The 13,782-nt window shown below is 51.1% G+C and carries 13 protein-coding genes; 6 read left to right on the top strand and 7 right to left on the bottom strand.

Annotated elements, in window-relative coordinates:
* Positions 1–36 precede the first annotated feature (36 nt).
* Together ruvX and mltG are read left to right on the top strand one after the other, a co-directional pair.
* The gene (ruvX, locus tag HYT77_07325; GenBank protein ID MBI2067807.1) at positions 37–471 is read left to right on the top strand and encodes a Holliday junction resolvase RuvX; all 435 of its coding nucleotides are present in this window, start codon (positions 37–39) and stop codon (positions 469–471) included.
* Positions 468–1,466 carry an endolytic transglycosylase MltG gene (gene mltG / locus HYT77_07330; GenBank protein ID MBI2067808.1) on the top strand — a complete coding sequence of 333 codons (999 nt, stop codon included), beginning with the start codon at positions 468–470 and terminating at the stop codon, positions 1,464–1,466. The genes ruvX and mltG overlap by 4 nt, the downstream gene beginning before the upstream one ends.
* Here the strand turns inward: mltG and uvrA are convergent.
* The 5 genes from uvrA to HYT77_07355 all read right to left on the bottom strand — a co-directional run bounded on the left by uvrA (position 1,463) and on the right by HYT77_07355 (position 8,336).
* A complete protein-coding gene (gene uvrA / locus HYT77_07335) occupies positions 1,463–4,309 on the bottom strand; it encodes an excinuclease ABC subunit UvrA (GenBank protein ID MBI2067809.1) in 2,847 nt (948 codons plus the stop codon). The genes mltG and uvrA overlap by 4 nt on opposite strands.
* 173 nt (positions 4,310–4,482) lie before the next feature.
* Positions 4,483–5,868 (bottom strand): phosphoglucomutase/phosphomannomutase family protein, encoded by a 1,386-nt coding sequence (locus HYT77_07340; protein MBI2067810.1) that lies wholly within the window; start codon positions 5,866–5,868, stop codon positions 4,483–4,485.
* 73 nt (positions 5,869–5,941) lie between these two features.
* Positions 5,942–6,835, bottom strand: a complete 894-nt coding sequence (pdxA, locus tag HYT77_07345; protein ID MBI2067811.1) for a 4-hydroxythreonine-4-phosphate dehydrogenase PdxA — start codon at positions 6,833–6,835, stop codon at positions 5,942–5,944.
* Positions 6,835–7,383, bottom strand: coding sequence for a hypothetical protein (locus tag HYT77_07350; protein MBI2067812.1), 549 nt, complete (start codon positions 7,381–7,383; stop codon positions 6,835–6,837). The genes pdxA and HYT77_07350 overlap by 1 nt, the downstream gene beginning before the upstream one ends.
* Positions 7,380–8,336, bottom strand: coding sequence for a peptidylprolyl isomerase (locus tag HYT77_07355; GenBank protein ID MBI2067813.1), 957 nt, complete (start codon positions 8,334–8,336; stop codon positions 7,380–7,382). Before HYT77_07355 ends, HYT77_07350 begins: the two co-directional genes overlap by 4 nt.
* A gap of 135 nt (positions 8,337–8,471) precedes the next feature.
* Here HYT77_07355 and HYT77_07360 point away from each other — a divergent pair, with 135 nt between their 5' ends.
* The 4 genes from HYT77_07360 to HYT77_07375 all read left to right on the top strand — a co-directional run bounded on the left by HYT77_07360 (position 8,472) and on the right by HYT77_07375 (position 11,662).
* Positions 8,472–8,879 (top strand): PilZ domain-containing protein, encoded by a 408-nt coding sequence (locus HYT77_07360; GenBank protein ID MBI2067814.1) that lies wholly within the window; start codon positions 8,472–8,474, stop codon positions 8,877–8,879.
* 26 nt (positions 8,880–8,905) lie between these two features.
* Positions 8,906–10,564 carry an excinuclease ABC subunit UvrC gene (gene uvrC / locus HYT77_07365; GenBank protein MBI2067815.1) on the top strand — a complete coding sequence of 553 codons (1,659 nt, stop codon included), beginning with the start codon at positions 8,906–8,908 and terminating at the stop codon, positions 10,562–10,564.
* On the top strand, positions 10,561–11,253 hold the full coding sequence (locus HYT77_07370; GenBank protein MBI2067816.1) for a 1-acyl-sn-glycerol-3-phosphate acyltransferase: 693 nt from the start codon (positions 10,561–10,563) through the stop codon (positions 11,251–11,253). Before uvrC ends, HYT77_07370 begins: the two co-directional genes overlap by 4 nt.
* Positions 11,254–11,404: 151 nt before the next feature.
* A complete protein-coding gene (locus HYT77_07375) occupies positions 11,405–11,662 on the top strand; it encodes a hypothetical protein (GenBank protein ID MBI2067817.1) in 258 nt (85 codons plus the stop codon).
* Here HYT77_07375 and HYT77_07380 read toward each other — a convergent pair.
* The gene (locus tag HYT77_07380; GenBank protein ID MBI2067818.1) at positions 11,659–12,585 is read right to left on the bottom strand and encodes a branched-chain amino acid transaminase; all 927 of its coding nucleotides are present in this window, start codon (positions 12,583–12,585) and stop codon (positions 11,659–11,661) included. The two genes, HYT77_07375 and HYT77_07380, sit on opposite strands and share 4 nt — an antisense overlap.
* Positions 12,579–13,625 (bottom strand): S-methyl-5-thioribose-1-phosphate isomerase, encoded by a 1,047-nt coding sequence (gene mtnA, locus HYT77_07385; GenBank protein ID MBI2067819.1) that lies wholly within the window; start codon positions 13,623–13,625, stop codon positions 12,579–12,581. The genes HYT77_07380 and mtnA overlap by 7 nt, the downstream gene beginning before the upstream one ends.
* Between the last annotated feature and the right edge of the window lie 157 nt (positions 13,626–13,782).

Genomic DNA, 13,782 nt, shown 5'->3' on the forward strand with positions numbered 1-13,782 from the left:
TGATGACGGCAAGCAGTTTCGATAGGGTGGTGGCTTATGAGAATTTTGGCATTAGATATGGGGAGCAAGACAATAGGGGTTGCCCTCTCTGACCCCCTCGGTTGGACGGCTCAAGGGCTGAAGACCGTTTTACGAAGGGGGAAGGAGAGTGACTATAAAACCATTGTCGATTTAGTGAAAGAATGGGAGGTTGATGAGATTCTGATCGGGTTGCCGATCAACATGAATGGTACGGAGGGCCCCCAGGCCGAGAAGGTTCGAGCCTTTGCCAGTGAGCTGGGACGGCATATAGAGGTCCCGATTACATTTTGGGACGAAAGACTTTCAACCGCTGGCGCTGAAAGGTCGCTGCTTGAGGCGGATCTCTCGCGTGAGCGGCGTAAAGAGGTGATCGACAAGATGGCTGCCGCCTTCATTCTTCAGGGGTATCTTGATCAGAGGCGCCAAATAAAGAAGGAAGAGATTTCATGAGACGGCTGTTGGCGACATTTCTTCTGGTCAGCCTGATTACCGTGGGGGTTCTGGGATTTAGCTTTGTTCTTTTTATCCATCTTCCTTACGGACAGGGGGGGGATTTCACGATTGAGCCTGGGAAGACTGTCGCCCAGATCACGGATGATCTGGAGCGGCATTCTCTCATTTCCAGCAAGAGGTTGTTTAAGCTTTATGTCCGGGTGAAGGGGCTTGACCGGAAGATTCGCGCAGGTGACTACAAGTATCCTCCCCTGATGACCCCCAAGGCGTTGTTGGGATACCTTCTGAAAGGGGATTTTGCACGGGTGCGGATTACGATTGTGGAAGGATGGACCGCAAAACAGATTGCCAAGTATCTGGCGGACCGGGAATTATTATCTGCCGAATCATTCTTGGCTGCGATGAGAGACCCCTTGCTGATTCAGTCCCTCGGTTTGTCCACGGCCGTTCTTGAAGGCTATCTCTACCCCGACACCTACCAGATTTATAGACCGAAAGGTCCGGAAGAGGTGGTTCGAAAACTGGTGAACCGGTTTCATGAGGTCTACTACAAGGAGAGTTTTGTGGAGAGGGCGAGGGAGGTCGGGATGTCGGATTATGATGTTCTTGTTTTATCCTCCATTGTTGAAAAAGAGACCGGGAGGGTTGAGGAACGTCCGCTCATTGCCTCTGTTTTTTTAAATCGCTTGAAAAAAGGGATCGCTCTCGCCTCGGATCCGACGGTTATCTATGGGCTTCCAAATTTTGATGGGAATTTAAGGAAGATCGATCTCGAAACCGCTTCACCGTATAATACTTATTTGAATCCGGGACTTCCTCCAACGCCTATTTCCAATCCGGGTCGCGATTCGTTACGGGCGGTTCTTTATCCTGCAGAATCGGACTATCTCTACTTTGTCGCCAAGGGGGACGGCAGCCATGAATTTTCAAGAACGCTCGAGGAGCATAATAAGGCTGTTTATCAATACCAACAGGCTCCTTATCGCAATTAGGCAACATTCGCCTTTTTGGCTGGGCTATTTTCCAGAATTTTTTTCAAGTACTGACCGGTAAAGGAGCGGCGATTGGCGGCAATCTCTTCAGGGGTTCCGACCGCGACGATCTCGCCACCGCCGTCTCCCCCTTCCGGACCGAGATCAATGAGGTGATCAGTCGATTTGATCACATCCAGATTATGCTCAATGACAACAACGGTATTTCCCTGATTCACAAACTGACTGAGCACATCGAGCAGCTTCTGGATGTCCGCAAAATGAAGCCCCGTGGTTGGTTCATCCAGAATATAAAGGGTTCTGCCGGTGCTCCTCTTGGAGAGTTCGCGGGCCAGTTTAATCCGCTGGGCCTCGCCGCCGGAGAATGTGGTTCCTGACTGCCCCAGTTGAATGTAGTCCAATCCAACCTCCGAAAGGGTCGAGAGTTTACTCTTGATGGCGGGGATGTTCTCGAAGAATTGCGCGGCCTGATCCACTGTCAAAGAGAGAACATCTGCAATAGACTTCCCCTTGTAAAGAACCTCGAGGGTTTCACGATTGAATCGCTTACCCCGACAGACCTCGCATTCGACGTAGACATCGGGGAGAAAGTGCATCTCGATCCGGATGATGCCATCCCCCTGACACGATTCACACCGCCCCCCTTTAATATTGAAGGAGAATCGTCCTGCCTTGTAGCCACGTGCCCTGGCCTCTGGTAGTTCGGAGAAAAGATCCCGAATCATGGTAAAAATTCCGGTGTAGGTGGCGGCATTGGACCGAGGCGTTCGACCGATCGGCGATTGATCGATGTTGATGACCTTATCGATATTGTCCAACCCTTGAATCTCTTTAAGCTGCCCCGCAGGCTCCTTGGACCCGTACAGCCGCTGGGCAAGGTTCTTATAGAGCGTGTCATTGATCAGTGTGCTCTTGCCGGAGCCGGAGACCCCTGTGACACCGATCAATAAGCCTAAGGGAAAAGAGACAGTCAGATTTTTAAGGTTGTTTCCGTTCGCGCCGACGAGATTGAGCTTCTTTCCGTTCCCCTTGCGTCGTGTTCGTGGAACGGGAATCTGGATCCTCCCCGACAGATACTTGCCGGTGAGGGACTTCGGATGTTTGCAGATCTCCTTTGGTGTGCCACTGGCTACCACGTAACCGCCATGGATACCGGCTCCGGGTCCCATGTCGATGACATGCTCCGATTGCATGATCGTCGCCTCATCATGTTCAACAACAATCACCGTATTTCCAAGATCGCGGAGGCGTTTCAAGGTCGATAACAGGCGATCATTATCCCTTTGGTGCAGACCGATCGACGGTTCGTCGAGAATATACATGACCCCGACGAGCGAAGAACCGATCTGTGTGGCGAGGCGAATCCGCTGTCCTTCGCCGCCTGAAAGGGTTCCCGAGGTGCGATCGAGGGCAAGATAATCAAGCCCAACGTTCGCCATAAAACTGAGACGTTCCCGGATCTCCTTCAGAATTCTTGAGGCGATTTCCGCCTCCTTCGCGGAGATCTTCAGTTCCTGAAACCAGGCGAGGCACTTTTTGACTGAGTGCTGAGTAATCTTGTGGATTGAAAGTCCGCCCACCTTGATCGCAAGGCTCTCCTTTTTGAGGCGTGATCCGTTGCAGATGGGACACGGACGGATGTTCATGAAGCGTTCAATATCCTCGCGAACCCAGTCGGAATCGGTCTCCTTGTAGCGACGTTCCAGATTCGGGATAACGCCCTCGTAATTACTCCAGTAAAATTCCTTCTTCTCGTCGAAAAGATAAGAGAAGCGCAGTTTCTCCTCTTCCGATCCGGACAGGATGATTTTTTGTATTTCTTCAGGGAGCTTCCCGAATGGGGTTCGCAGGTCAAACTGGTAGTGGGAGGCTAATGTCTCCAGCATGCTCCAGTAGAACTCGGAGGAGCGACCCTCCCAGGGGACAATCGCCCCCTCACGGATCGATAGTTCCTTGTTGGGTACGATCAGTTCGGGGTCAAAATACATTTTTGTGCCAAGACCGTTGCATTCACCGCAGGCGCCAATCGGGCTGTTGAAGGAAAACATCTGGGGAGAGATTTCCGGGTAGGAAATTCCGCAATCGGGGCAGGCGAAACGCTCGGAAAACAGGACTGCTTCACCGCCTAGCGCCTCAACCTTGGCGAGCCCTTCCCCGTATCGAAGGGCTGTTTCGAGGGAGTCGGCCAGCCGCTGATCCATCTTGCTGCGGACGATCAGGCGATCGATGAAAAGGTCGATCTCATGTTTTCTCTTTTTATCGATCTTGATCTCTTCATCGAGCTCATAGGTCTGACCATCAACTTTTACCCGAACAAATCCCTGTGCCTTAAACTGGGCCAACTCCTTATGGTATTCACCTTTACGGCCTCGGACGACGGGAGCCAGGATGTGAATTTTGGTCCCCTCTTTCATCTGCTGAATCTGGTCGACCATCTGTGAAACGGTTTGGGCGGCGATCGGTTTGCCGCAGGAATAGCAGTGGGGATGACCGATCCTAGCAAAGAGGAGTCTTAAATAGTCATAGATCTCCGTGATTGTTCCTACGGTCGATCGGGGATTTCTGGAGACGGTTTTTTGCTCGATCGAAATGGCGGGAGAAAGTCCTTCAATCGAATCAACGTCCGGCTTTCCCATCTGCTCCAGAAATTGCCGGGCGTATGAGGAGAGCGACTCAACATAGCGGCGCTGCCCTTCGGCGTACAGGGTATCAAAGGCCAGTGATGATTTACCGGAGCCGGAGAGCCCCGTGATGACAACGAGCTGGTTGCGGGGGATCTCAACATCAATCCCCTTCAAATTATGCTGGCGGGCTCCCTTAATGAAGATCTTTTGCGGTTCCAACGTCTTTACAACCTCAAGCATTCCAGTCTAACTCCTTCCGGGTACCGCTTCAAAACAAAAATCAGATTCTTTCCATAGCCAACATCTCTTCGGCCCTCGATTTTTAAGGGTTGCTGGTTATTTGGTGATTTTATTGATTTTTTCTTGGCGCAGTGTGTCAGTTACCATTCACTTTAGTCTACCAGTGCTTGGCCGGCCTCGAGGAGTTTCGTCACCCCTGCAGGTTCTGGGGCCTCAGCGTAAATTCGAAGCACCGGCTCGGTGCCGGAGGGGCGGATCAGGAGCCAGCTTGCGTCAGAGAGGTGGTATTTGAAGCCGTCGATGAAGTTGGTTTTGACGATTTTCTTTCCTGCGATGGAATCGATTTTTGATCGGGAAAGTTTGGATCGGGCCTTGGTTACGACATCAGGGGCCAGATGAAGATCAAGTCTCTGAAAATAATGAGGTCCCAATTCCTGGTGTAGATCTTCAATAAGTTCTCCAAGCCTCTTTTGATGATAAGCCATGATTTCCAGCAGATAGAGACTTGAAAAGAGGCCGTCTCGTTCATTGAGCCAGCTCCGAACGGCGATTCCTCCCGATTCTTCACCGCCGATAAAGGCCGGGACTTCGCGGAACTTTTTGCAAATATGTTTGAATCCGATCGGCAGTTCGTAGAATTTCCGACCGTGTTTTTTGGCCAGCAGGTCGATCATGTTGGAGGTGGAGACGGTTTTGATGATCTCACCCCGTTCTTTTCCTGCCGACAAAAGATGGCGGAGAATGAGGGCATAGATATGATGGGAATCGACAAAATTTCCATTTTCATCCACGGCCCCCACACGATCGGCATCTCCATCGGTCGAAAAGCCGGCATCCAATCCACGCTTTTTGACCAGCTGGATCAAGGCCGAGAGATTTTTCTCGATCGGTTCCGGATTGAGCCCGCCGAAATTGGGATCGGCCTCTGTATGGATTTCAACCAGATCGGTTTCAAGAATCTGCGGGAGATAATGAGTCCCCGCCCCATAAAGAGGGTCATAACCGATCTTCCATCCCGTCTTTTGTATTCTTTTGAGATTGACCTGTTTTTGGAGCGCGAGAACGTATTCGTGGTGAGGATCAAATCCCCTCTCGCCCCCCCTTGACGTGCTGGGAATAGTGGGATTTTTGTCATTTTGCTCAATAATTTTTTCAATCTCCGTTGTGTATTCCGGTGATGCAGCTCCCCCGTCTTCTTCCTTAAACTTGATTCCATTCCATTGAGGAGGATTATGGCTGGCAGTGATCATCATGCCGGCGATAGCTCGGTCCGCCTTGGTATTCCAGGAAACGCAGGGGGTTGGACAAAAGGAGGAGGCCAGAAACACCTGATAACCTTGACTGGCCAGTAGCGAGGCGGCCCGTTTTGCCATAAGGTCACTTTTTCGGCGTCGGTCGAATCCAACGTAAATCTTTCCGGAAGGCCTTGAGGTCTCTTTCATGAATTTTGCAAAGGCGAGCGTCACCCGATCGACATTCTCTTCCGTAAATTCCTCTTCGATGATCGCCCGCCAGCCGTCTGTGCCAAACTTGATCATAAATGCTCCTTTATTTTCCTCTCACCTTGATAACCCTCTCCCTTCACGGGAGAGGGAAACGGCAATAACGGCCTCAGTGTTGGGTGAGGGTTGCCAGTTTTGCCGCCAATAAAATTGCCTCGATCATACTCCTCGGATCCGCTTTTCCTTTACCCGCAATATCAAATGCTGTCCCGTGATCGACACTGGTTCTAATAAACGGGAGACCAATCGTCAAATTGACAGCGCGATCAAAATCGAGAAGCTTCAGAGGAATCAGTCCTTGATCGTGATACATCGCAACGATTGCATCAAATTCTCCCCGCACGGCTCGGCAGAAAATGGTATCGGGTGCGTAGGGGCCGAAAGCAGAGATTCCCTTCCGACGGGCTTTTTGAACGGCTGGTTCTATCAATCTTTTTTCTTCATCTCCAAAAGCGCCCCCCTCACCCGCATGTGGATTGAGTGCCGCAATGGCGATCCTTGGCCGCCGCAACCGAAACCATTTTTTGAGGGCTTGATCGGTCAGTTCGATCGTTTGGGCAATCTCTTTGACCTTGAGGGAAGGGGCAACATTTTTGATTGGAATATGAATGGAATGCAGAACAACCGTCAAATGCGGGCCTGTCATCATCATTCGGACATCACGGATGCGAGCCATCCCTGCGAGAAACTCCGTGTGTCCCGGATAAAGATAACCGGCCTTGTGGAGCCTTTCCTTGGAGATTGGGGCAGTGACGATGGCGTCTATCTCCTTTTTGAGGGCGGCGGTTGCGGCCTGTCGGATAAAATGAGCTGAAAGGACGCCGCATTGACGGGCCGTCAGTCGTTTGGCCTCGCGAAAACTAAAAAGATGAGGAGCACCGAAGACAATCGGGCGGCAGGATCGCCAAACGAGAGAAGATCGGAGTGCTTTTTGAACCACTTCGGGCCCGACTCCCTGGGGGTCCCCCATCGTGACACCAATGAGAGGCAGTTTTTTTTTCATTATTTCTTGATCTCAATGTACGTTTTCTGCCGGACCTCGTCGAGATAGTTTTCCAGCTCTTGATTCAAACGGGACTCGACAATTTGTCGCCGGGCCCGAATTCTATCTTCGTCCGAAGGGTTCTTACCAAGCTTTCTCAAAATTTCCTCTTCGGACACCTTGATGCGTGGATAGATCACCTGGCCCAGAAACTTCATCTTCCGGATTTCGGTGCGCAGTTCCTGTTTGTACTGTTCAAAACCCTTTCCCTCTTTCTCCAGCTCTTTTTTAAGCTCCTCCAACTGGATCCGGTTTCTGGTGAGGACCTCCCCGATTGCATTCGCTAAGTCATCATTGGTGACGTCGATTCCAAGCTGGTCAATCTCCAGGAGCAGTATTTTTTGACGGATCAATTCCTCCAGCGGGTCTTTCTTGGGAGGGGCCTTGTATTTTTTTACATCGGAGAGAGTGATGATTTCATCGCTGACGATGGCGACAATTCGATCAACAAGCTCTGCTGAGGCCAAGAGCGGGACAAAAAATAAGGTAAAAAAGAGAATCTTTTTCATAAAGAAACTGCTGCGTTCTCCATCATTTTCTGATTGATTTCAATCTTTGAATTTTTCCTCTTTTCCTCAAGCCAGCCACGAAGGATCTCATCACGCTTTTTTTCTCTCCATTCCTTTTGGATGAGGGATTTGGCTTCATTGAAGGGGATGTTCCTTGCAGGACGTCGTGCGATCACCCGGAAGATGTGGTAACCGTAGGCCGACCGGACAACCCCATTCGTTTCTCCCGGTTCAAATCGAAAACAGGCCTCATCCATGATGGGAGGGAGATCCCCGCGTGCGACCCATCCCAAATCGCCCCCTCTCTCACGATCGGGGCTTTCGGAATATTCTTGGGCGACCGCGGCAAAATTTTCCCCTTTTTGAATGAGCGAGAGGATCTTTTCGGCCTTCGGTTCTGATGAGGCGACGATCTGGCGGCAGTGCGATTTTTCCATCTCCCGGTAGAGACCCCTATTGACGAAATACTCTTTTTTCATCTCTTCCTCACTCGGCCCCTTTTTTTTAGCCAAATGATCAATAAATTTTTCGATAGTTAGCTTCTTTTCGTGCCTCTCTTTCCATTCCTCAGGAGAGAGTTTCTGCTGTTGCAGCAATTTCTTGAGCTCAAACGGTTGGTGCCCCGACTCTATCTTTTTAAGGGCGTCGGACAGCTCCTTCTTGGAGATTTTGATCCCCTCCTCTTCTGCCGCCTCCAGTAAAAGCACCTCATGGATCATGGCCTGAAGGGTGCTCTCTTTGAGGATTTTTAGGGCCCCCTTTTCGGAAAGCGCCTCGGGAGTATACTGGAGGGACTCCCGTGACAAGGCGGATCGAAAATCACCCCAGCGGATCTTCTCTCCGTTGACTCGTGCCAGGATCCCTGATTCCGGCGTTTTTTGGCAACCTGCACAGGAGAGGAGAAAGGGGAAGCAGAACAGGAGGAGCCTCAAAAATGGGAAGAGGGCTGTCATGCTCCGCTGTATAGGGCCCCTTTGTTTTGTGAATCAAGGGGGAACACGGCTCCTTCTGACCTATTGAAAAAAACAAGACAACCTTCTCCAAATATGCTTCGATGAACAAGCTGATTTAAGGGAGAGCTGTCTTCCATGGTATCTGATTATAACCCCGCGACGGAACAGAGAAAGCATGCCCGCCTCGATATTGCCCTTTCGGTCAGTTATTTTGTTATCACGCCGGGAGGTGAGATCAGTGACCTCTCTGAATCGATGAGCTGTGATATCAGTGCGGGTGGCCTTCGCCTCATGACCCCGGCTCCGCTCCAAAATGGCTCCGTGTTAAACCTTGAAATCCGGCTTCCGGATCAGGAAGAGGACCCGATTCGAGCAAAGGGGGAGGTCGTTTGGCAGAGCAAGATATCCGATTACAGTTATGAAACCGGCACGATCATCAAAAACATGGGCCAAGACGACAAGGCCCGTTTTATGTCTTTTGTATTGGATCAGATGGCCTCTTTGGTGGGTGTCGCGCGGGATCCAAAGGCCTCATTGAATTAGCATCACAAAAAAAATATAAACCCCCTGTGACTCCTCAAGAGAAAGCGAACAGTTTTCCCTCCTCACCCGGCGTCTACCTCATGAAGGATGCGAACGGCCGTATCCTGTATATCGGCAAGGCGATTGACCTCAAAAAGAGAGTCTCCAGTTATTTTGGACGTTCTTCCAGGGATCGTTATCAGGTTCAGTTTCTGATGAAGCGGGTTGCCGATCTTGAATACGTGGTGACAGACAATGAAAAAGAGGCGCTTCTGCTCGAGAACACCCTCATCAAGAAACATACCCCCAAGTACAATATCCAGCTTCGGGACGATAAGAGTTACATCAGCCTTAAGTTATCGGTGAAGGATCGATTTCCGCGGCTTTATGTGACGCGAGATATTCGCAAGGACGACTCCTCTTATTATGGTCCCTATTCCTCGGCCCATGCCTGCCATGAGACGGTTGATTTCATCGAGAAAAATTTCCGGCTTCGCACCTGTTCGGATCATGAGCTTGCCAATCGGGTACGGCCTTGCCTTCAACATCAGATCCAGCGGTGTGATGCCCCTTGTGTAGGACTGATCGATGAGGCGAACTATCACACAATTGTCGACCAGGTTCACCTTTTCCTTAAAGGGAAAAGGCGGGAGCTTTTGGAGGTTATTCGGGAGGAGATGAAAGGGGCGTCGGAACGGGAGGAGTTTGAAAAGGCGGCCCAGAGACGCGATCTGCTCTTTGCGATTGAGTCAACCCTGGAACAGCAGAAAACCGACCGCCATACCTGGATTGACCAGGATGCGATCGGGCTTTATCGCGAGGGATCGCATTTGACCGCCTGCCTTCTCATGATTCGTGGAGGAAAGATTTCAGAATCGAAACTATACCAGATGACAAGCGTGGAGGAGGATGAAGACCTCTTGAGCGAGTTTTTAAACCGCCTTTATGGGGAGGGGCGGATCATTCCGGAGGAGGTCCTTCTCCCTTTCGCCGTTGGCGATTCTCAAGTGATGGAAGAGGTCCTTTCTGAACGTCGTGGCTATAAGGTTTCTATTCTATCGCCTCAGCGAGGAGAGAAGCGAGATCTCGTTCGATTAGCGATTCGAAATGCAGAGGAGGGATTCCGTCAGAGGGAGAAAAAAGTGGAGGAGACAGGGGAAATTCTGGAGGGGTTACAACAGAAACTAAAATTGACGAATCTTCCTCGGAAGATCGAATGTTTCGACATCTCGAACATCAGTGGTCAACAGGCGGTCGGTTCACTCGCCTGTTTTCTGGAGGGGCAGCCTTATAAAGGGGGTTACCGGAGGTTCCGAATAAAGAGAACAGAGGGGCCAGACGATTTTCAGATGATGAAAGAGGTCCTCACCCGGAGGCTCCTGCGCGGAGGAATCAAGGCTTCTCCTGAAGAGAAAGAAAAATGGGGCCGACCGGACCTCATGATCATCGATGGTGGAAAGGGACAACTGAACATCGTTCTGGAGGTCATGGGCGAGCTTAATGTTACCGGGATTGACCTGATTGCCCTGGCGAAGGCGAAAGAGGGTGAATCGGCCGATAAGGTTTATCTTCCCGCTCGAAAAAATCCGGTCCGTCTCAAGTCAAATTCAAGCCTTTTGCATCTCTTGATGAGAGTCAGGGATGAGGCGCATCGCTTTGCCTTAAGTTATCACAAAAAAATCCGGGGAAAAGAGTTTCTCTCATGAAGCAGATCCTTCTCTCCTTGAGGTGGCTTGTGACGTTGCTGGGTGGGCTCTCGATGGGTCTTTTTTGTGCCGTTCTGGGTCCTCTCGATCGATCCAAGAGAAAAATCTTGAAGGCCTGCTATTATTTTGCCAGGATTTTTTTGCCGATCGCCGGGATTCGCATCCAGGTTTCGGGTTTGCAGCATATTGACCCAAAATCGAATTACATCGTCTGCTCCAATCACCAGGGGATATTTGATATCTTTACGTTGATGGGGACTCTTCCCCTTCCGCTCCGGTTTGTCTCAAAACCGTCCTACTTTAAAATACCATTCATCGGTTGGGGGATGCGAGGAGTCGGGCACATTGAGATCACCCGGACTCACAAAGAGCGAGACCGGAAGACGCTCGATGAACTTGTGAAGCTTGTGAAGGAGGGTGCGAGCATCGTGATGTTTCCCGAAGGGACACGAACACGTGATGGCAAGGTAGGTCCGTTTAAATTTGGTGCATTCTATGTTGCTGTTCACTCCGGCATCCCAATCTTGCCGGTTACCATTCAGGGAAGTTTTGAGCGGATGCGGAAGGGAAAACGTCTTCCAGAACCAGGGAGAATCAGTCTGAAGATTCAGGGGCCGATCTCTCCGTCAGGCCAGACGGTTGAATCTCTCTGTGACGATACCCGCAAGGTCATCCTGTCAAATTTCTGACAGGGGCTTATCAAAGTGATACTAGATTAACCCGTCTCAAGACAGGGCGTGTCAATAAATAACATTTATAATCAATAAGATAGATGATCAATTTGGCTGTGGTGCGTCATGGCATACGGATTGCTTTATCAAGGGTTAAGAGGCGTCCAAGATGCAGAGTGATCAATTTGGAACGATGTTAGAATCGCTGTCATTCGAGGCCGAGGGGGAGGCCTCGAATCAGCAGCCTGCCGTACTCTCCTGTGGCGGGATCTTCTTCCCGCAAAGTGACCTGCCGAAGAGCCTGCGCTTCTGGACACAGGTCGTTAATCTTCCGCATGAAGAGATCTCCGCGAAGGTATTCGGCGTGAAAAATCCGGATGGGCAGGAGATGCTCGTCAAGATCCTTCAAAAAGAGACACTCAATTAGCTCGACACCTCAGTCAGCCAGTTTTTGAATTTTTCATTCTTCCCGCGAACGGCACCGAAGAAAAGTTCCTGCGCCTTCCGGGTGATGGGGCCCGGCTCTCCACGGCCGATCCGGCGACCGTCGACTTCACGAACGGGTGTGATCTCCGCGGCGGTTCCCGTCAAAAAAATTTCGTCAGCCAGATAGAGCTCATCACGGGTTGATCTTTCGCGTATGACCGAATGACCGATCTCCTTCAGGAGCTGACAAACGGAATCGGCTGTGATGCCGGGGAGGATGGAGGAACCGGAAGGGGTTGTACGGATCACACCGTCCCGGACAATAAAAATATTCTCGCCGGACGCCTCCGCAACGTATCCTTCCGCATCCAGGAGGATCGCCTCTTCGTAACCGGCGGCAATCACCTCGCGCTTCGCCAGAATCGAGTTGATGTAGTTGCCACAAACCTTTGCCTTGTTCATCGTCGCATTGACATGATGTCGGGTATACGAGGAGACCTTTGTCCGGATGCCGTTCTTCAGCCCCTCTTCCCCCAGGTAGGAGCCCCATTCCCAGGCGGCAATCCCGACACGGATCTTATTTTTGGTCGCAAAGAGTCCCATCTCACCATCGCCAATGAAGGCCAGAGGTCTGATATAGCCGCTCTTGAGGCGATTCACACGGACGGTTTCCCGGCAGGCCTCAAAGATCTCTTCCTGGGAATAAGGGATCTGTAAGGTCACAACATGGGCGGAATCAAAGAGCCTTCGGACATGCTCCTTGAGGCGGAATATGAAGGGGCGTCCTCCCGGTCCTTCATAGAAGCGGATCCCCTCAAAAACACCGAGCCCATAATGCAAGGTGTGTGTGAGGAGATGGACGTTGGCGTCCTCCCATGGGACGAGCTTTCCATCCAACCAGATCTTATCGACTTTTTTTAACATGAGGAGGTTACCACCTTTCTTAGATTTTCCAGATATGGTTCCCTAACAACACCGTTCTCGGTGATAATAGCGGTTACCAGGTGATGGGGGGTGACGTCAAAGGCAGGATTTTTTACTTGAATCCCTTCCGGGGCCACCTGCTGTCGGTAAAAGTGGGTCACTTCCTGAGGGGGGCGTTCTTCAATCGGGATCTCCATGCCACTGGGGCATCGGAGATCAATTGTTGAAACGGGGGCGGCCACATAAAACGGGATGTTGTGTTGCCGTGCCAGGACCGCCACGCCGTAGGTCCCGATCTTGTTGGCGACGTCTCCATTAGCCGCAATCCGGTCGGCCCCCACAATGACCGCCTGAATTTTTCCCCTCTGCATAAAATGGGCTGCCATGTTATCGGTGATCAAGGTTGTCGGGATCCCGTTTTTAGCCAATTCCCATGCGGTGAGCCTGGAACCCTGAAGAAACGGTCGTGTCTCATCGGCAAAGACCTGAAACTTTTTTCCCTGTTCTGCCGCGGCGTAAAGGACGCCCAACGCGGTTCCGTAGCCAGCGGTTGCCAGCGCGCCGGCATTACAGTGGGTCAAGATCGTTTGTCCGGATTGAATGAGCGATGAGCCGTGAAGCCCCATCTGCCGGTTGGTGGCGATATCCTCTTCAAAAATATTCAGGGCCTCCGTCTTGAGGGCATCGCGCAGGGAATCGAGAGACAGGCCGCTATTTTTTTGAATGACTTTTCGCATTCGCTCGATGGCCCATTGGAGATTAACGGCGGTCGGACGCGTCTCCAGCAAGCTCTTGAAGACCTGCTCCATCTTTTCCTGGAATTCTGCAATATCTCTGGCGGAGATCCCCAGGGCGCCCAGGGCTGTCCCCATGGCAGCCGCGACACCGATCGCGGGTGCCCCACGAACGGTCATGTTCCGGATCGCGTCAGAGACCTGTTTGTAGTCGGAGCACTCGACATAAACCTCTTCCAGGGGGAGCCGTCGTTGATCGATCAGAATCACCTTGTCGTCGCGCCACTCGATCGTTTTGAATTTCATGCGATGCTATCTACAAAGCAGGGAGGAATGGTGTCAACCGATGTTCCGCCGTATCATCTCATGCTTATCTATTATTTGTACCAATTGACAAAAAGATATGCTACTCCTGGTCTGAAGGAGGAAATATGGAATCCAAATACAAGAGGATGAAAGGGCA

The organism is Deltaproteobacteria bacterium (assembly GCA_016180855.1).
Lineage (GTDB): Bacteria > UBA10199 > UBA10199 > JACPAL01 > JACPAL01 > JACPAL01.